21 protein-coding genes are annotated in these 16,939 nt (G+C 66.7%); 11 read left to right on the forward strand and 10 right to left on the reverse strand.

Annotated features, from left to right (window positions below; all coding sequences use genetic code 11):
• Nucleotide 1: 1 nt before the first annotated feature.
• Entirely contained in the window at nucleotides 2–445 is a 444-nt protein-coding gene (locus P9A17_RS09770) for a carboxymuconolactone decarboxylase family protein (RefSeq protein WP_278038333.1), read from the reverse strand.
• 157 nt (nucleotides 446–602) lie between these two features.
• Nucleotides 603–1,028 carry a MarR family transcriptional regulator gene (locus P9A17_RS09775; RefSeq protein ID WP_278038334.1) on the reverse strand — a complete coding sequence of 142 codons (426 nt, stop codon included), beginning with the start codon at nucleotides 1,026–1,028 and terminating at the stop codon, nucleotides 603–605.
• A 36-nt stretch (nucleotides 1,029–1,064) separates the two neighbouring features.
• Here P9A17_RS09775 and P9A17_RS09780 point away from each other — a divergent pair, with 36 nt between their 5' ends.
• From P9A17_RS09780 to rlmN, 5 genes are all read left to right on the forward strand, one after another.
• Nucleotides 1,065–1,748: a class I SAM-dependent methyltransferase gene (locus P9A17_RS09780; RefSeq protein ID WP_278038335.1), complete on the forward strand. Its 684-nt coding sequence runs from the start codon at nucleotides 1,065–1,067 to the stop codon at nucleotides 1,746–1,748.
• 115 nt (nucleotides 1,749–1,863) lie between these two features.
• A complete protein-coding gene (pyrH, locus tag P9A17_RS09785; RefSeq protein ID WP_278038336.1) occupies nucleotides 1,864–2,607 on the forward strand; it encodes a UMP kinase in 744 nt (247 codons plus the stop codon).
• 38 nt (nucleotides 2,608–2,645) lie between these two features.
• Nucleotides 2,646–3,203, forward strand: coding sequence for a ribosome recycling factor (gene frr / locus P9A17_RS09790; RefSeq protein WP_278038337.1), 558 nt, complete (start codon nucleotides 2,646–2,648; stop codon nucleotides 3,201–3,203).
• 2 nt (nucleotides 3,204–3,205) lie between these two features.
• On the forward strand, nucleotides 3,206–4,069 hold the full coding sequence (locus P9A17_RS09795) for a phosphatidate cytidylyltransferase (protein WP_278038338.1): 864 nt from the start codon (nucleotides 3,206–3,208) through the stop codon (nucleotides 4,067–4,069).
• A 34-nt stretch (nucleotides 4,070–4,103) separates the two neighbouring features.
• A complete protein-coding gene (gene rlmN / locus P9A17_RS09800) occupies nucleotides 4,104–5,219 on the forward strand; it encodes a 23S rRNA (adenine(2503)-C(2))-methyltransferase RlmN (protein ID WP_278038339.1) in 1,116 nt (371 codons plus the stop codon).
• 4 nt (nucleotides 5,220–5,223) lie between these two features.
• Here the strand turns inward: rlmN and P9A17_RS09805 are convergent, their stop codons facing one another.
• The 5 genes from P9A17_RS09805 to P9A17_RS09825 form a co-directional block, all read right to left on the reverse strand.
• The gene (locus tag P9A17_RS09805) at nucleotides 5,224–5,643 is read right to left on the reverse strand and encodes a nuclear transport factor 2 family protein (protein ID WP_278038340.1); all 420 of its coding nucleotides are present in this window, start codon (nucleotides 5,641–5,643) and stop codon (nucleotides 5,224–5,226) included.
• On the reverse strand, nucleotides 5,640–6,041 hold the full coding sequence (locus tag P9A17_RS09810; protein ID WP_278038341.1) for a nuclear transport factor 2 family protein: 402 nt from the start codon (nucleotides 6,039–6,041) through the stop codon (nucleotides 5,640–5,642). The genes P9A17_RS09805 and P9A17_RS09810 overlap by 4 nt, the downstream gene beginning before the upstream one ends.
• Nucleotides 6,038–7,525 carry an aldehyde dehydrogenase family protein gene (locus P9A17_RS09815; RefSeq protein WP_278038342.1) on the reverse strand — a complete coding sequence of 496 codons (1,488 nt, stop codon included), beginning with the start codon at nucleotides 7,523–7,525 and terminating at the stop codon, nucleotides 6,038–6,040. Before P9A17_RS09815 ends, P9A17_RS09810 begins: the two co-directional genes overlap by 4 nt.
• Before the next feature lie 46 nt (nucleotides 7,526–7,571).
• Nucleotides 7,572–8,114 (reverse strand): helix-turn-helix domain-containing protein, encoded by a 543-nt coding sequence (locus tag P9A17_RS09820; RefSeq protein WP_278038343.1) that lies wholly within the window; start codon nucleotides 8,112–8,114, stop codon nucleotides 7,572–7,574.
• Nucleotides 8,115–8,207: 93 nt separating this feature from the next.
• Nucleotides 8,208–9,347, reverse strand: coding sequence for a phosphotransferase (locus tag P9A17_RS09825; protein ID WP_278038344.1), 1,140 nt, complete (start codon nucleotides 9,345–9,347; stop codon nucleotides 8,208–8,210).
• An 82-nt stretch (nucleotides 9,348–9,429) separates the two neighbouring features.
• Between P9A17_RS09825 and P9A17_RS09830 the strand changes: the two genes are divergently transcribed.
• Entirely contained in the window at nucleotides 9,430–10,620 is a 1,191-nt protein-coding gene (locus tag P9A17_RS09830) for a CoA transferase (RefSeq protein WP_278038345.1), read from the forward strand.
• Nucleotides 10,621–10,679: 59 nt separating this feature from the next.
• On the forward strand, nucleotides 10,680–11,174 hold the full coding sequence (locus P9A17_RS09835; RefSeq protein ID WP_278038346.1) for a hypothetical protein: 495 nt from the start codon (nucleotides 10,680–10,682) through the stop codon (nucleotides 11,172–11,174).
• Here the strand turns inward: P9A17_RS09835 and P9A17_RS09840 are convergent.
• Nucleotides 11,151–11,705 carry a TetR/AcrR family transcriptional regulator gene (locus P9A17_RS09840; RefSeq protein WP_278038347.1) on the reverse strand — a complete coding sequence of 185 codons (555 nt, stop codon included), beginning with the start codon at nucleotides 11,703–11,705 and terminating at the stop codon, nucleotides 11,151–11,153. The two genes, P9A17_RS09835 and P9A17_RS09840, sit on opposite strands and share 24 nt — an antisense overlap.
• Nucleotides 11,706–11,749: 44 nt before the next feature.
• Between P9A17_RS09840 and P9A17_RS09845 the strand changes: the two genes are divergently transcribed.
• Both P9A17_RS09845 and P9A17_RS09850 read left to right on the forward strand, forming a co-directional pair.
• Nucleotides 11,750–13,003 carry a cytochrome P450 gene (locus tag P9A17_RS09845; protein ID WP_278038348.1) on the forward strand — a complete coding sequence of 418 codons (1,254 nt, stop codon included), beginning with the start codon at nucleotides 11,750–11,752 and terminating at the stop codon, nucleotides 13,001–13,003.
• Nucleotides 13,004–13,016: 13 nt separating this feature from the next.
• Nucleotides 13,017–13,211 carry a ferredoxin gene (locus P9A17_RS09850; RefSeq protein WP_278038349.1) on the forward strand — a complete coding sequence of 65 codons (195 nt, stop codon included), beginning with the start codon at nucleotides 13,017–13,019 and terminating at the stop codon, nucleotides 13,209–13,211.
• Between the two features lie 42 nt (nucleotides 13,212–13,253).
• Here P9A17_RS09850 and P9A17_RS09855 read toward each other — a convergent pair whose 3' ends face one another.
• A complete protein-coding gene (locus P9A17_RS09855) occupies nucleotides 13,254–14,078 on the reverse strand; it encodes a thioesterase family protein (RefSeq protein WP_278038350.1) in 825 nt (274 codons plus the stop codon).
• A 15-nt stretch (nucleotides 14,079–14,093) separates the two neighbouring features.
• Nucleotides 14,094–14,936 (reverse strand): SMP-30/gluconolactonase/LRE family protein, encoded by an 843-nt coding sequence (locus P9A17_RS09860; RefSeq protein ID WP_278038351.1) that lies wholly within the window; start codon nucleotides 14,934–14,936, stop codon nucleotides 14,094–14,096.
• Between the two features lie 99 nt (nucleotides 14,937–15,035).
• Here P9A17_RS09860 and P9A17_RS09865 point away from each other — a divergent pair, with 99 nt between their 5' ends.
• Together P9A17_RS09865 and P9A17_RS09870 are read left to right on the forward strand one after the other, a co-directional pair.
• Nucleotides 15,036–15,740, forward strand: coding sequence for an NIPSNAP family protein (locus P9A17_RS09865; RefSeq protein WP_278038680.1), 705 nt, complete (start codon nucleotides 15,036–15,038; stop codon nucleotides 15,738–15,740).
• A complete protein-coding gene (locus P9A17_RS09870) occupies nucleotides 15,740–16,939 on the forward strand; it encodes a cytochrome P450 (protein ID WP_278038681.1) in 1,200 nt (399 codons plus the stop codon). Before P9A17_RS09865 ends, P9A17_RS09870 begins: the two co-directional genes overlap by 1 nt.

Raw genomic sequence — 16,939 nt, forward strand, 5'->3', positions numbered from 1 at the left:
GTCACGGCTCCACGACGTAGTGGCTGGAGATCGCGACGCGATTGAACGCATTAATGGCGATTGCCACCCAGCGCAGCGCGGCGGCCTGCTGATCGGTGATGGCGGCAGTGTCGTCGTCGACGCCGGGTGTCCGCACGCCGATGTGAGTGATCTCCTCGGCGATCGCCAAGGCGGCGCGCTCGGCGGGGGAGAAGTATTGAGTCTCGCGCCAGGCGGGCAGCACCGCGATGCGGTCGGTCGTCTCCCCATTGGCCAGCGCGTCGCGGACATGCATGCGAAGGCAGAAACCGCAGCCATTGATCTGAGAGGCGCGGATGCGCACGAGTTCGAGCGTCAACGGCGCGATTCCGGCCTCCAGCGCGGCGTTCTCGGCCTGCTGGCTCAGTGTCGCCGTGGTCTTGTACGCCTCAGGCACTGCTTTGTTCAGCATGGGCCTTGTCGTCATCGGGGCTCCGTTTCGTCGTCGTTCCGTGCTGAGGTTAAGACGAGTCGGGTGGCGAAAATGTGACAACGGACGGCGACGAGCGCGCATGAAATGCCATGCGGGGCGGCGTGTCGCCGTGCAGACCCGCGCGCTCGCGGTGCTGGGCGACCGGTCCGACTCAGCCCAGTTCGGACAGGAGGCGACGGAGCTCACGCTGGTCGCGCTCGCTCAGGGGTGCCAGGACGTGCTGCTCGGCCTCGCGGATGCCGTCGTCGGTGCGTGCCAGTAACGCCAAGCCTTCCCGCGTGAGTTCGGCGGGGCGTGACCGTCCCGACGGCACCTGCGCGGGCCGGGTGACCAGCCCGCGCTCCTGAAGTCCGCGCACGACCATGTTCATGGCTTGCGGCGAGACCATCACGTCGCGGGCGAGCTCGGCGTTGGACCGCCCGGGATAGCGCGACAGGATGCGCATGCAGATGTATTGCGGGAACGACAGATCCAGCGGTTCGAGCACCGACGACGTCACGTCGGCGCGCAGCGACGTGGCGAGCCGGTGCAGCAGATAGCCAAGCGGCTGATCGCCGTGATCCCTCATGTCAACCATATTGACATATATCAATTACGTTGATATCAAGGTGTCATGACTGATACCAGCGCAATGTTCGAATCCGCCTACCGGGGCGAAGCAGAGGAGATGGGCGGGGCGGTCCGACCGCCGTGGAGTATCGGCGAGCCGCAGCCCGAGATCGCCGCGATGATCGAGGCGGGCAAGTTCCAGGGCGAGGTCCTGGACGCAGGCTGCGGCGAGGCCGCGGTGTCGATGTATCTCGCCGAACGCGGCTTCACCACCGTCGGCCTCGACCAGTCACCCACGGCGATCGAACTTGCCCGCCAGGAAGCCGCACGCCGCGGCCTGACCGCCGCGACGTTCGACGTCGCCGACATCAGCGCGTTCACCGGCTACGACGGCCGCTTCGGCACGATCGTCGACAGCACGCTGTTCCATTCCATGCCGGTCGAGCTGCGCGACGGCTACCAGCAGTCCATCGTCCGGGCCGCCGCCCCCGGCGCGTTGTATTACGTACTCGTCTTCGATCGCAACGCCATGCCAGAGGGCGGTCCCGTCAACGCCGTGACCGAGGACGAACTGCGCGACGTCGTGTCGAAGTACTGGGTGATCGACGAGATCCGGCCCGCTCGCATCCACGCCAACGTGCCCCCGCCGTTCGCCGAACACTTCAAGAACTTCGCCACCGATGTCCGGGACGAGGCCGACGGCCGCAAGTCGGTCGGCGCGTGGCTGCTCGTGGCGCACCTCGGGTAACGCGCCGCGTTCGACCCATTTGCCATCGGACTCGGCCGGGTTTGGCAGGATTGGGATAGTCGCCGCCGTAGTCGGCTATCCCACGTGCGGACCGGAGAGGAGCCCGTTGGCCCCGATGACAGAGCCAATCGCTAACCAGCCCACCCCGTACAGGCCCGCCTACTCTCGGGTGGTCCTCAAGCTGGGTGGGGAGATGTTCGGCGGTGGACAGGTGGGGCTCGATCCCGACGTCGTCGCCCTTGTTGCCCGTCAGATCGCCGAAGTCGTCCGCAGCGGCGCACAGATCGCCGTCGTGATCGGCGGAGGGAACTTCTTCCGCGGCGCGCAGCTGCAGCAGCGCGGGATGGAGCGGACCCGCTCGGACTACATGGGCATGTTGGGGACCGTCATGAACAGCCTTGCGCTGCAGGATTTTCTGCAGAAGGAAGGCATCGACACCCGGGTGCAGACCGCCATCACGATGGGCCAGGTCGCCGAACCCTACATTCCGCTGCGGGCCCGCAGGCATCTGGAGAAAGGCCGCGTGGTCATCTTCGGAGCGGGCATGGGTCTGCCGTACTTCTCGACCGACACCACAGCTGCCCAGCGTGCGCTCGAGATCGGTGCCGAAGTGGTGCTGATGGCCAAGGCTGTCGACGGTGTCTACACCGCCGACCCGCGCGTGCACCCCGACGCGCAGATGATCACGTCCATCACCCACCGCGAGGTCATCGACCGCGGTCTCGCCGTGGCCGATGCGACCGCGTTCAGCTTGTGCATGGACAACGGAATGCCGATCCTGGTGTTCAACCTGCTCACCGACGGCAATATCGCGCGGGCCGTCGCAGGTGAGAAGATCGGAACGCTGGTCACCACATAAGCGGTGGGCAGCCAGCGAGCGAAGCGACGGGAGAGACAGTGATCGACGAAACCCTCTTCGATGCCGAGGAGAAGATGGAGAAGGCCGTGTCCGTGGCACGGGACGACCTGGCGTCGATTCGTACCGGCCGCGCCAACCCCGGCATGTTCAACCGGATCAACATCGACTACTACGGCGCGATGACCCCCATCACGCAGCTGTCGAGCATCAACGTTCCCGAGGCGCGTCTCGTCGTCATCAAGCCGTACGAGTCCAACCAGCTCAAGCACATCGAGGACGCGATCCGGAACTCGGATCTGGGAGTCAACCCGAGCAACGACGGCAGCGTCATCCGGATCTCGATCCCGCAGCTGACCGAGGAGCGTCGGCGCGACCTCGTCAAGCAGGCCAAGTCCAAGGGCGAGGACGCCAAGGTGTCGGTGCGCAACATCCGGCGCAAGGCCATGGAAGAACTGTCGCGGATCAAGAAGGACGGCGACGCGGGCGAAGACGAGGTGACCCGCGCCGAAAAGGACCTCGACAAGAGCACACAGCAGTACACGAGCCAGATCGACGACATCGTCAAGCACAAAGAAGGCGAGCTGCTGGAGGTCTAGGCATGACCGAACAGCAATCGATTCCTGTGGCATCCAAGCCGGTCAAGACGTCGCGCGCTGGGCGCAATCTGCCCGCGGCACTTGCGGTGGGCTTCGGGCTCGGCGGGTCGTTGATCGCCATCCTGATTTTCGCGCCGAAGGTGTGGGTGGGGGTCGTCGCGGTGGCGATGGCCGTGGCCACCCACGAGGTCGTGCGCAGGCTCCGCGAAGGCGGATTCGTCATCCCGCTCATCCCGCTGCTTGTGGGCGGGCAGGCCATGATCTGGCTGACCTGGCCGTTCGGCGCCGCGGGGGCGCTCGCGGCATTCGGCGGCACCGTGGTTGTCTGCATGATCTGGCGGCTGGTCGCCGGAGGGCTGGCCAGCGCCCCGCAGAACTACCTGCGCGATATGGCCACGACGGTGTTCCTGGCCACCTGGGTACCGCTGTTCGGCAGCTTCGGCGCGCTGCTGATCTACCCGGAGGACGGGGCAGGACGGGTGTTCTGCCTGATGCTCGGCGTCGTCGCGTCCGACGTCGGCGGCTACACCGCGGGGGTGCTGTTCGGTAAGCATCCGATGGCGCCGGCGATCAGCCCGAAGAAGTCCTGGGAAGGGCTGGCCGGGTCTCTGGTCCTCGGCGTCATCGTGTCGTCGCTGGCTGTGCAGTTCCTCACGGACAACCCGTGGTGGGTGGGTGTGCCGCTCGGCTTGATGCTCGTCATCACCGGAACCTTGGGCGATCTCGTCGAATCCCAGGTCAAGCGCGACCTCGGCATCAAGGACATGGGCGCGCTGCTTCCGGGGCACGGTGGCTTGATGGACCGGCTCGATTCGGTCCTGCCGTCGGCCGTCGCGACGTGGATCGTGCTGTCCCTGCTGGCCTGAGCTCGCGCAATTCTCTGAGATACTGGGCGACAGCATGCCCAACCCACTCCCTCTCGTGTTCGATGCGCCGCGCCGTGCGATGCCGCCGCGGCATTTCGCCGACCTCGACGACGCCGGCCGTGCCGCCGCCGTCGCCGAACTCGGACTGCCGGCCTTTCGCGGCAAGCAGCTGGCCAACCAGTACTACGGCCGGCTGATCGCGGATCCGGCACAGATGACGGACCTGCCGGCCGCGATGCGCGAGCAGATCGGCGAGGCATTGTTTCCGACGCTGTTCACCGCGATGCGGGAGATCGAATGCGATTCGGGCGAAACCCGCAAGGTGCTGTGGCGCGCCGGTGACGGGACCACGTTCGAGTCGGTGCTGATGCGCTACACCGACCGCAACACCGTGTGCATCTCGTCGCAGGCGGGCTGCGGGATGGCGTGCCCGTTCTGCGCGACGGGCCAGGGCGGGCTCAAGCGCAACCTGACGACCGCGGAGATTCTCGAGCAGGTGCGCGCAGCCAGCGCCGAGTTGCGCGACCGCGATGGTGGCAGGCTGTCCAACATCGTCTTCATGGGCATGGGGGAGCCGCTGGCCAACTACAACCGGGTAGTTGCCGCCGTCCGGAGGATTACAGCATCACCTCCCAGTGGGTTCGGGATCTCGGCGCGGTCGGTGACCGTGTCGACGGTCGGGCTGGCCCCGGCGATCCGCAAGCTCGCCGACGAGAAGCTCAACGTCACACTGGCGGTGTCGCTGCACACCCCCGACGACGAGCTGCGTGACACCCTGGTTCCGGTGAACAACCGCTGGAAGGTCTCCGAGGTGCTCGACGCGGCGCGTTACTACGCCGAGCAGACCGGCAGGCGGGTGTCGATCGAATACGCGTTGATCCGCGACGTCAACGATCAGCCTTGGCGCGCAGACCTTCTCGGTAAGAAGCTGCACGGCGCGCTCGGACCGCTGGTGCACGTGAACCTGATCCCGCTGAACCCGACGCCGGGTAGTGAGTGGGACGCCAGCCCGAAGCCGGTGGAGCGGGAGTTCGTCCGCCGTGTCCGCCAACGCGGGGTGTCGTGCACGGTGCGGGACACCCGGGGTCGCGAAATCGCCGCCGCCTGTGGGCAATTGGCTGCGACGGCCGAGCCGTCAATTGGGCAGTAGAAGGTTAGGGTTTGCCGATGAACCATACGCTGTCTTCGCGCAGGTTCCGGCTGCGCCAGCCATCCGGCGTGCGAACCAGGTCGTGGAAGTAGTAACCGCCGCAACAGCTCTGCTCGGCCATGCCGGGTAACTGCATCGGGTTGTAGAACATCGCGCGCACGGTCGCGGTGTCGCCGGTTATGTCGCATTCAATGTTGGTGATGTAGTGCATCGCCCACGGGATTGCGCCGAAACCCGCAGCGAGCCATGAGGTGACCTCGTCGCGGCTGCCCTTCGCGGCGCCGGCCGAGGAGTAGTCGATGTGCGCGTCGTCGGTGAACACCGATCGGTAGAGCTCCCAATCTTTGGTGTCCACGGCGCGGGCGTACCGGCTCATCAGCGCCCGGATCTCCAGCTCGTCGCTGAGCCGCTGAACATCGGTCACGCGACCACCTCCAGGCGCAGGTTCTGAATCTGCCAGCCCTCTGCGGTCCGGATCAGACGGTCGTGCCACCTGCCGTGGAAGAAGGACATATCGGTCGCCTCGGGTAGCCGAACAGCGTTGAACCACATGGCCACAACGCTTGCATCGTCCTCGTCGATCTGGCTTTCGATGTTGGTGACGTAGTGCATCCCGACCGTGATCGATTTCTGGTGCCGCGTCAGGTATGCGACAGCATCGTCGGGACCTCCGACAAACAGCCCGGCGGCCGAATAATCCAGGTGCGCATCGTCGGTCAGCAACGAGCGGTACAGCTCCCAGTCTTTCGAGTCGACGGCGCGGCAGTAGCGGGTGAGCAGGTTGCCGATGTCGATCTCGTCGGCGAGCGCCTGGATGTTCACTGGGCGGGCATGCCGATGGTCTTGGCGTCGAGGTACTCCTTGTAACCCTCTTCGCCGTTGCGGTAGCCCAGCCCGCTCTGCTTCGTCCCGCCGAACGGACTGCCGATCCCGAAGTGGCTCTTGCCGTTGATCGTGACATTGCCCGTGCGCATGCGGGTGGCGACCCTGAAGGCGCGGTCGACATCGCCGCCGCTGACTTCGCCGGACAGCCCGTAGATGCTGTTGTTGGCGATCGCGACGGCCTCGTCGTCGGTGTCGTACGGCGTGACGGTCAGGACGGGTCCGAAGATCTCCTCCTGCGCGATCTGCGAATTCGGGTCGACGTCGGCGAGCAGCGTGGGCTGCGTGTAATAGCCGACGGGCAGCTTCTCGGGGATGCCGCCTCCGGTGACCAGACGCGCGCCGGAGTCGATACCGGACTTGATGAGGCCGAGCACCTTCTGCCGCTGACCCTCGCTGATCTGCGGACCCTGCATGTTGTTCGGGTCCCACGGATCGCCGACCGGAAAGTTCTCCATCATGTTCTCTATGATCTCGATGCCCTCGTCATAGCGGCTGCGGGGCAACAGGATCCGGCTGGGCATGATGCAGCTCTGGCCGGACATCACACACGCCATCAGAGCGGCCATCGGCAAGGCCATGTTGAAGTCGGCGTCGTCGAGCACGATGTGGGCGCTCTTGCCGCCGAGTTCGAGCAGCGTCTTCTTCACCGTCGGTGCGCCGGCGGCGAGGATCGCGCGGCCGGTCGCGGTGGATCCGGTGAACGTGATCATGTCGACGCGCGGGTCGGCTGACAGGGCGGCGCCGACCTCGTTGGCATTGGACACCACGACGTTGAACACGCCGGCGGGGATGTCGGTCTCCTCGGCCACGATGCGGCCGTACTCACTGCCCGACCACGGGGTCAACTGTGCGGGCTTGAGCACCACGGTGTTGCCGGCCATCAGTGCGGGCACGGTCTCGGCGACGTTGAGATAGAACGGCACGTTCCACGGAGTGATCGCGCCGACGACGCCGACCGGTTCGTAGTGGATCTTGCGGTGCGCGGGTCCCATCGGTGTCTCGTGCACACCGTTGTCGGCGAGGTAGGTGAAGTTCTTGCCGTGCTCCGCCCAGTGCCTGACTTCCTCGATCGGGCTCTCGATCTGGCTGCCGGTCACCTTCAGCGGGCAGCCGACCTCGGTGATCAGGACGCGCCGCAGACGTTCCTTGTTGCGCTCGAACGCCTCGTGGAGCTGGGTCATGCAGTGGTAGCGGAAGTCGAGGTCGCGGGACCAGTCGGTGTCGTCGAACGCCCGGCGGGCCGCCCCGACGGCGCGAGCCATGTCGTCGACCGTTCCGTCGGTCGCCTGCCCGGCGACCTGCTCGCTGGCCGGGTGAATCACATCGAATGTGGCTCCGCTGCTGGTGTTTTGCAGTTCACCATCGATGAGCATGCGCTCGTCGCCCGCCAGAACGCCGGTTTCAGTCTCCGCTGTCGTCATGACAGCTAGCTTTACAAGTTTTCAGGCGAGTGTCACGCGTTATGTGTCAGGTGGTCTTGATTCCCACCGCATGCCGCAGTTGTGCCAGGAACTGGTCGTCGTCGTCGGCGCGCACGATGTAGTGGGACACGGCGACCCGGATCGCGGTGGCCGCCTTGACCGCGGCGTTGGCGCCGGGCAGCAGCTTCTCCAGCTGGGTGCGCATCAGCGGGATGATGTGGGTCAGGCGGGCGATGACGACCTCGGGCTCGATGTCGACGAGACGCACACCCGAGTACGACTGCTGGTATTCGACGATGAACTGCATCGCCGCATCGACACGCTCGTTGCCGCGCAGGCCTGCGGTCGCCTTGAGGATGCCCGTCTCGAACATCTCCCGCTCGTAGAGGCCGAACGCCTCCAGCAGGGCCTGCTTGTCGGCGAACCAGCGGTACAGAGTGGGGCGCGACACCCCGGCCTGCAGGGCGACCTCGGACAGACTCAGCTTCGTCTGCCCGCTGCGGCCGAGCACCTCCGCGGTCGCGACGAGGATGCGGTTCCTGGTCGAGGTGTCGTCGGTGCTGTCATCGTCGCGTGCTGGATGGTTCACGTACCTGCCCTTACTTACGGGTTCGCTGTCGATCGTAAAGCGTCCCCGGGTGAGGGGCCGACGGCGCGCGGGCGTCGTTGCTCACACAGTTGCTCACAGTGTCTTCTCCAGCACGGCGACGGTGTCGAGATCGTCGAGGGCTTCGAGGCTGCGCTCCAGCCCTTTCATGGCGATGTCCTCGACCTGCATGCCACCCATGCCCGCGGTGATCAGCGTCGCGACGTATGGGTACAGGGCGCCCTGGCGGTAGCGGTTCCACAGCTCATCGGGGTTCAACTCCGGCCCGCCGGAGGCGGCCAGCGCGCGCCGGTAGACCTCGACTAGATCCTGCTGCGACTCCCGTCGGGCCTCAGTGGTCATGCTGGTGACCAGCGTGTAGGCGAGTTCCCGGCTGGGATGGCCGCGGCGCACGGCCTGCCAGTCGAGCAGCCCGGCCTGGCCGTCGCGGAAGTACAGGTTGCCCGGGTGTGCGTCGCCGTGCATGACAGTGTGCGGTGGCCGGTCGACCAGCGAGGCCACGGCGCGATAGTTGGCATCGATGAAGCGGCCGCGGTCGATGGGCAGCTGCGTGCGTTCGGCCAGTTTGCGGGCCGATGTGCGCAGCAGCGGCGCGGTGAGCAGTGACGCGCTGTCCTCCGACGCCGTGTAGAGCCAGCCGAGTGGGCCGACCCCGCTGCGGGCGGGAAGCCGACCCCAGAACGTCGCATGGACGCGGGCGAGAAGTTCGACGACGAGTGCGGCGCGGTCCGCGTCGATCGGGTTGAGCGTGTCGGGGAACTCGCAGTCGCTGACCGCCAAGTCCTCGAGGACGAGCACGAATCGGCCGGTGTACGGGTCGAACCGGCAGCCGTAGCTGCGCGGGACGCCGGTCAGCTCGGGGGCGAGCTGGCTGTAGAAGCGGGTCTCGGTGTCGGCGAGGTTGCCGAGCTCGCCCATCAGCCTCGTCGCGACGGTCTCGGCCGCCATCTTGACGAACACCGATTCGGGCACGTCGTCGCCCGTGAGTGCGAGCCGGGCCCGCGACGACGTCCCGGCGTCGCCGCCGAGGAGTGCCACCGACGTCACCGTGCGCCCGAGGAGGGCCGACATCGTCGCGGCGTCGAGATCGGCGATGGTGCGCGGCATCGGCAGGAGGCGGCCGACGAGCGTGTCGGTCCCGATCCGGCGGAATCCGCGGCCAAGATGTGAGGCCAGACCTACCGCGGGTGCGATCCGATTGGCGATGGCGGACACCACGAGCCTCCTAGGCTTGGACCGGTAGCTGTAACAGGGTTACAAATACATCGCTCTTTGTAAAGTCTGGGAAAGGGTGGGCATGGCGGGTCCGCTGGAGGGCGTCAAAGTCGTCGAGCTCGGGGTGTGGGTCGCGGGCCCCGCGGCCGGAGGCGTCCTCGCCGATTGGGGCGCCGACGTCGTCAAGATCGAGCCGCCCGACGGGGACCCCGCCCGCACCTTCGGCCGGATGCTCGGCATCAGCCCGGAGGACCGGCACCACGTCAGCCCGCCGTTCCAGATGGACAACCGCGGCAAGCGCAGCGTCGTGCTCGATCTCGCGACGGCCGAGGCGCAGGAGGCGGCGCGGCGCCTGATCGGCGAGGCGGACGTGTTCCTGACCAACATCCGCACCGGCGCGCTGCGCCGCATCGGGTTGGACTTCGACGCTCTTGCCGCCGCGAACCCGCGACTGGTCTACGGGTTGATCACCGGCTACGGCGCCGAAGGGCCCGATGCGGACCGGCCCGCCTACGACGTCGCGGCGTTCTGGGCGAGATCCGGTCTGGCGCACCTGCTCACGCGGCCCGGCGAGATGCCGCCGTTCCAGCGGGGCGGCATGGGCGACCACATGGCGGGGATGACGCTGGCCGGGGCGATCTGCGCCGCGCTGGTCGCGCGGGCACGCACCGGAGCCGGGCAACTGGTGTCTACGTCGCTGTACCGCCAGGGCGCCTACACGGTGAGCTTCGACCTGAACACCTTCCTGATCACCGGCCACGCGATCGCCATCGGTCAGCGCGAATCGATGGGCAACCCGTGCATGAACAACTACGCCGCCGCCGACGGCAGGAGGTTCTGGTTGGTGGGCCTGCAGCCGGATCGGCATTGGCCCGCGCTGTGCGCGGCCGTGGAACGCCCGGGCTGGCTGACCGACGAGAGATTCGCCTATGCGCGGGACCGTGCGGCGAACGCCCGCGAGCTGATCGCCGAGCTCGACGAGATCTTCGCGGGGAAGCCGTTGGACGAGTGGACGGAAGTCTTTGCCGGACAACCGGATCTGTTCTGGTCGCCGATCAATTCGCTGGAGGATGTGGTCGGCGACGAGCAGTTCCACGCCGCAGGTGGCATCGTGTACGTGCCCGACGCCGACGGCGGGTCCGTGCCGATGGTCGCTACACCGGCCGACTTTCACGGAACGCCCACGGAATTGCGTTCTAGTGCACCCGAACTCGGGGAACATACCGACGATGTGCTGGCCGAGCTCGCTCAGCGCACGAATCGGTCGACCTAGGCGACCGATTCGACAAGCGACTGCTTGCGCCCCAGGGCAGCACCCTACAGACTGCGAGTATGTGGCGCCGACGCGAGATTCGTTTCGATCGGATGCAGGCCGCGGTGGCCGGGCTTGAGCTCCCCGACGCTGTGTTCAAAACCTGTCCCTGGCAACCGCGTCCACTCGTCGAAACGGGGCTGCGGCAGTGGTTGCGGTGTTGCGGGGCGGCGATGCGGGACGACCAGGTGATCGGAATGCCCTCACGCGCTGTCGACGAGGCCTGGCACGGGCTGATCCTCTGTACCGCACGGTATTCGGCGTTCTGCGACCAGGCCTACGGACGCTTTCTGCACCACCACCCCGAGGGCGGCACACCCGCTGGCGTCGCATCGGCTGCAGGGAGCGCCTCAGAACAACTCCGGCGCACCGTGATCGCGTGGTCGATGGTCGCCGGCCCGAACGAGCAGTGTGTGCTGTGGGACCTGGACACCCGGGTCGGGGTGGCGCATCCGTGGGGCATCGATGCCGACAGGGTCTCCCAGATCCATTCAGCCATCGGCGATCTCAACTGACGGGCCAGCCTGGTGCTTGACCCGAGCCGCGTGGCGTAGCTGGGCGAGAAAGCCGTCGGAGTCGTCGCTGCGCACGAGATACTGCGAGATCGCCACCCGGACCGCGGTCGCCGCCGACAGCGCCGCGTCCGGCCCGGTGCACAGGCGCTGAAGCCGTTCCCGCATCAGCGGCAGGACGCGTTCCATCCGACGGATCACCTGGTCGGGTTCGACGTCGACCATCCGCAGTCCCGGGTAGGACAGCTGGTATTCGACGATGACCCGCAGCGCGGCGTCCAGTCGTTCGTGCGCGGGGAGGCCAGAGGTGGCCTTGGCGATGGCGCGCTCGTAATACTGGCGCTCCCAGACGACGAACACGTCGAGCAGTTCCCGTTTGTCGGCGAAGTACCGGTACAGCGTGGGGCGCGACACGCCGGCCTGGGAGGCGACTTCGGACAGCGACAACTTGGCGGTGCCGTTGCGGCCCAGCACCTCTGCGGTGGCGGCAAGGATCTTCTGCCGTGTCGCGTTGTCCGCCGCCGACTGCTCCATCGCTCTAGCTTTACAAATTATCGACGAAGTGTCACGCTAAATCTGTGACGGCCCCATCCCTGGACGAACGTGAACACAGCGCGATCGACATCACGTCGCACGACTTCTGGAGCCGGCCGTTCGCACAGCGCGACGAGACCTTCGCGCGGTTGCGTGCCGGCACGGGCCTCACGTGGCATGCACCGTTCCCGTCGCTGTTCCCGATGGAGGAGCCCGGATACTGGGCCCTCACGCGTCGCGCCGACATCGCCTACGTCAGCCAGCATCCCGAGCTGTTCACCTCCGAACGCGGTGTCGCCCTTGACCCGATGCCCGCCGAGGTGCAGCGGTTCGCATCCTTCTTCCTGACGATGGATCCACCCCAGCATTCGACGTACCGGCGGCTGATCAGCTCGGCGTTCACGCCACGCAACGTCCGCCGGATCGAAGAGCAGATCCACCGCGGTGCCGTCGCCATCGTCGACGACCTGGTGGGCGCCGGCGACATCGACTTCGTCGCCGATTGCTCTGCGCGCCTTCCGATGCTGACGATCATGGAGATGCTGGGGGTGCCGAGCGCCGATCAGCCTGCGGTGGCGCTGGCCGCCGAGAAGCTGTTCTCGATGAGCGACGACGAGTACAGCTCGATCGAGGAACGCGCCGCCAACACCCTCAACGAGATCATGCTGCTGTCGAGCACGGGCGCCGAGCTGGCGAAGTTCCGGCGGGCCAACCCCGGCGACGACCTGATGACCAGCATCGTCAACGCCGAGGTGGACGGGCACCGGCTCACCGACGAGGAGATCGGGGCGTTCCTGATCCTGCTGTCGTCGGCGGGCAACGACACCACCAAACAGACGACGACCCACGTCATGATGGCGCTGCTCGACAACCCCGAACAGCGGGCGTGGCTTACCGAGGACTTCGAGGGTCGCATCGGCGTGGCCGTCGAGGAGTTCGTCCGCTGGTCTTCGCCCGTGCTCCAGTTCGCGCGCTTCGCCACGCAGGACACCGAAATCAACGGCCAGCCGGTGGCCGAGGGCGACAAGGTCGGGCTGTTCTACTGCTCTGCCAACCGCGACGAGACGGTGTTCGACAATCCCGGCGCATTCAACGTGGCGCGGTCACCGAATTTGCACCTCGGCTTCGGTGGCGGTGGCCCGCATTTCTGCCTCGGAAATCAACTCGCCAAAGCAGAGCTGCGAAACCTGTTCCGGGAGTTGCTGACTCGAATCAAGACCATCGAGCTCGGCGAGCCAGACCTGCTGTACAGCAGCTTCGTGCACGGCGTGAAGCGCCTGCCTGCCCACGTCCGTTGACCCAGGAGCGATCGTGAAAGTTGGAGTGGACCTCGCCAAGTGCACCGGACACGGGATCTGTGAGTCGATCGCAGAGGAGATCTTCGAGGTGCAGGACGACGGCACCGTCGTCATCCACGACGCCGAGCGCCCCGAGGCCGACCGCCCGCGCATGCAGCAGGCCGTTACCCAGTGCCCGGCGGCCGCCCTCTACCTTGCCGCGGAATAGGATTCCCGGCTGTGGATTGACCCCGGGGAACGACCAGGAATCCTATTCCGCGGGCCGGGGCGGGCGGGGCCGGACGAGGACTGACTGCTGGATGGCACCCACGGCACCGGACTCGTCGAACAGCGTGCCGAGCGTGGTGCCGATTCCATCTGGGCCGTAACTGGTTTCGGCTCTGATGCCGACCCACTCACCGTCGGGGATCCGATGGATGTGCACGGCCAGATCGGTGTTGAGGAACGTCCAGGCGCGGATGTCGAGTTTTGTGCCGATGCCGTTGGCGCAGTCGGCGACCGCGAACAAACGCTCCAGCGGGGTCATCGACTCACCCGTGACGAGGTCGACCTCGGGTTTGATCCACGACTCGCCGGGGCCATCACCGCCCGGTGTGGTCAGCCAGCGCCAGTCGAGGCTGTGGACGTAGTTGAGGTCCCATCGCTTCTTCATGTCGCGGGTGAAGGCCTCACTCACGGGACGCAACGGTTTCGCCGGGGTGTGCACTGCCGCAGCGGTGTCCATCGTCTGTAGGCGCCATCCGCTGGCCCTGGCCACCGGCCTGGGTTCGCCGTCGGGACCCAGGGCGAGCATCTCGGCGCTGACCAATTCGATCTGCTTGCCCGATCTCTCGCGCCGGGCCCGCACCCAGAAATCACCCTCGGCGGGGACGGGGCCGAGAAGGTCGACCAGCACGCGGCTCAGCCGGGTGTCGTCGCGGGGCTCGCAGCGCTGCAGCCCGCGCACCAGGAGCGCGGATACCGGCGCGGCATGCTGGATGGCCGCCGACCATGTGCTGCGGACGTAGTCGGTGGCGGTGAACTTCTCGCCGAGCTCGTCCGCGGCGTCGACAAGCTCGTAGTAGGAATCAGACACACGACGCCTTTCGGATCAGTGAATGTGGGGCTCGGGGACGAAGCCGGCGGCGGGGAACTCGACGTTGACGGCGTCCAGGCTCGACAGTTTCGTGCCCCGCAGACGTTCGGGGTAGGCGTCCGTCGTGGTCACCGCGAATAGCGTGATGCCTTCCTCGCCACCCAGCGTGCAGGCGATCGCCACCCGGTCGCCGACGTCGATGCGGTCGGTGACGGCACCTCCCTCGACGATGCGCTGGAACTGATGCGCCAGGGTCATGCCCGCCCACACCCCACCGCCGTCGTCGAGACAGATGCCGTCGGGCGGTCCGTCCAGGCCCTCGGCGAAAACCCTTCGCCGGCCCAGTGATCCGTCGTCGGCGATGGTGAACGCCGTCAACCGCCGTCCCGTGGACTCGGCCACGATCAGCGTCGAGCCGTCCGGTGTGATCGCCATGCCGTTGGGGAATTCGAGATCATCGGCAACCACGGCTGTGCGGGTCTCGTCGTCGGGGTCGACACGGACGATCACGCCGCCTTCGCGAGCCTGGGATCCGACGTAGGCGCAACCGCGGCTGTCCATCACCAGGTCGCCGAGATTGGCGGGGACGAGTGCAGACAGGTCGGCGACCGTGACGACGGAATCACCGTCGTAGCTCAGCACCTGCCTCCGCTCTGTGGACACGATCAGCAGGGTCCCGTCGGGGCGAAAACCCAAGCCGGACGGGGCATGGCCCGGCAGCGGCAACGTGCTCATCTCACCGCTCAGAGTGGTGGTGTGCACCGCCTCGCCGAGCATGTCGGAGAACCACACCAGGCCCTCGAACCAGCGCGGGCCCTCGCCGAAGCAGAAGCCGTTGGCCAACGGGGTGAGTGTCATCAGGCGAAGACTATCCGATCGCGTTTCGCTGCTTTACAAAACACGCGAAAAGTGTCACGCTCGCTGGGTGCCGCTGTCAATCGGGAGCATGTCGTGAACATGAAGAAATACCACAGCCACACCCTGCTCTATCTGCACGAGACGATCGATCTCGGGTCGGCGCGCGGTGAACAGTTCGTCGCAGAGTTCAGCTCCGTCTACCAGCCGATGATGACCGAACTCGGTGCGCGTCTGTTCGCGATGTGGGAGACGACTCCGTACAACGGGCACTGGCCGCAGGCGACGGTCATCTGGGAGATCGACGCATTCGCCGACTACGCCCGCATCGGCCGCGCGCAGGCGCCAGGGGGCAGTCACGAGGCAGCGGCGGCGAAATGGGCTGCCTACCTGCGTGACACCGGCGCCAAGGGTGAGGGCCGGATCATGTACGCCGGGCGCTCCAACAAGACGCTGGCGCAGTTGCAGGACGCGGACTTCAAGGCCGGGTTGGTGATCCAGGAGATCATGCAGACAAAGCCGGGCCGGCAGGACGACTACATCCGTGAGCTCGAACGGCTGTACGTGCCGTGGTCGGAGTCCACGGGCAAGCGGTGGCTCGGATCGTTCATCACGACGTTCCGCTTCAACGAGGTGATCCACTACTGGGCGCTCGACGGTGACTGGGACTGCTTCGAGAATCACTACCCGTCGTGGAAGGACACCCCGCCCGCCGAGATCGTCACGTGGATGAGCGTGGCCCCAGCGTTGCGTGACGGTTGGGAGGACTCGATCCTGGCCGCCCTGCCACCGTCCCCGCTGAAGTGATGTACGACCCCTTCGACCCGGCCGTGATGGCCGATCCGCTGCCGTTCTACCGCGTGCTTCGTGACCAGCATCCCGTCTACTACCTGGACAAGTGGGACACCTACGCGCTGTCGCGGTTCGACGACATCTGGAATGTGCTGGAGATCAACGACGGAACGTTCGTCGCCTCCGACGGCACACTGCCGGCCGCCGCGGTCCTGGCGCAGCACCACGACGGGCCGGTCCCGGATCCGCCGTTGCACCCCATGCCCTTTCACGCCAACTTCGACGCCCCGATCTACGACGAGGTCCGGCGCTGCACCGCGGCGCCGTTCCGGCCCAAGAACGTCAACTCGCTTCGGGAGCGGATCCGCGTCCTGGCCAACGAACGACTCGACGAACTGCTGCCGCAGGGCCGGTTCGACCTGACTCAGGACTACGGCGGAATCGTCGCCGCGTCGATCGTCTGCGAGATCGTCGGCCTGCCAAGCGACCTGGCGGCCGATGTGTTGGCGACCGTCAACGCGGGCAGCCTCGCCAAGCCCGGTGACGGTGTCGAAGTCGCCAACGCGCGCCCCGGCTATCTCGAATACCTGACGCCGATCGTCGAGCGCAGGCGGGCGGGGGAGTCCGACCCGCTGCCGATCGTCGACAACCTGCTGGCCTACCGCCTGCCCGACGGGTCGGCGCTCAACGACATGGAAGCCGCCGTCCAGATGCTCGGAGTGTTCATCGGGGGTACCGAGACCGTCCCGAAGATCGTCGCCCACGGGCTGTGGGAACTGTCGTCGCGGCCTGACCAACTCGCCGAGGTCCGTGCCGATCTCGATGCCAACGTGCCGGTCGTGCGCGAAGAGATGATCCGCTACTGCGCACCCGCGCAGTGGTTCGCCCGCACGTTGCGCCGGCCGTTCACGCTGCACGACACGGTGATTGCGCCGGGGCAGCGGATCATCTCGCTGCTCGCGTCGGCGAGCAGGGACGAGCGCGAGTACGACAATCCCGACGAGTTCATCTGGAACCGGCCGATACCCCGGCTTCTGGCCTTCGGGCGCGGACAGCACTTCTGCCTCGGGGCGCACCTGGCGCGCCTGGAGATCGCCACCCTGGCCACCGAATGGCTCAAGCGCGTCCCCGAATTCCACGTCGACACCGATGCAGCGTTGCGACCCCCGTCGAGCTTCCAATGGGGCTGGAATAACCTCCCTGTGGAGGTCTGA

Source organism: Mycobacterium sp. 236(2023), assembly GCF_029623955.1.
Taxonomy (GTDB): domain Bacteria; phylum Actinomycetota; class Actinomycetes; order Mycobacteriales; family Mycobacteriaceae; genus Mycobacterium.

Coding starts and splice junctions, on each gene's coding strand:
- P9A17_RS09770 (WP_278038333.1), bottom strand. CDS start 445: ATGACGACAAGGCCCATGCTGAACAAAGCAGTGCCTGAGGCGTACAAG.
- P9A17_RS09775 (WP_278038334.1), bottom strand. CDS start 1,028: ATGGTTGACATGAGGGATCACGGCGATCAGCCGCTTGGCTATCTGCTG.
- P9A17_RS09780 (WP_278038335.1), top strand. CDS start 1,065: ATGACTGATACCAGCGCAATGTTCGAATCCGCCTACCGGGGCGAAGCA.
- pyrH (WP_278038336.1), top strand. CDS start 1,864: ATGACAGAGCCAATCGCTAACCAGCCCACCCCGTACAGGCCCGCCTAC.
- P9A17_RS09795 (WP_278038338.1), top strand. CDS start 3,206: ATGACCGAACAGCAATCGATTCCTGTGGCATCCAAGCCGGTCAAGACG.
- rlmN (WP_278038339.1), top strand. CDS start 4,104: ATGCCCAACCCACTCCCTCTCGTGTTCGATGCGCCGCGCCGTGCGATG.
- P9A17_RS09815 (WP_278038342.1), bottom strand. CDS start 7,525: ATGACGACAGCGGAGACTGAAACCGGCGTTCTGGCGGGCGACGAGCGC.
- P9A17_RS09830 (WP_278038345.1), top strand. CDS start 9,430: ATGGCGGGTCCGCTGGAGGGCGTCAAAGTCGTCGAGCTCGGGGTGTGG.
- P9A17_RS09835 (WP_278038346.1), top strand. CDS start 10,680: ATGTGGCGCCGACGCGAGATTCGTTTCGATCGGATGCAGGCCGCGGTG.
- P9A17_RS09840 (WP_278038347.1), bottom strand. CDS start 11,705: ATGGAGCAGTCGGCGGCGGACAACGCGACACGGCAGAAGATCCTTGCC.
- P9A17_RS09860 (WP_278038351.1), bottom strand. CDS start 14,936: ATGACACTCACCCCGTTGGCCAACGGCTTCTGCTTCGGCGAGGGCCCG.
- P9A17_RS09865 (WP_278038680.1), top strand. CDS start 15,036: ATGAAGAAATACCACAGCCACACCCTGCTCTATCTGCACGAGACGATC.
- P9A17_RS09870 (WP_278038681.1), top strand. CDS start 15,740: ATGTACGACCCCTTCGACCCGGCCGTGATGGCCGATCCGCTGCCGTTC.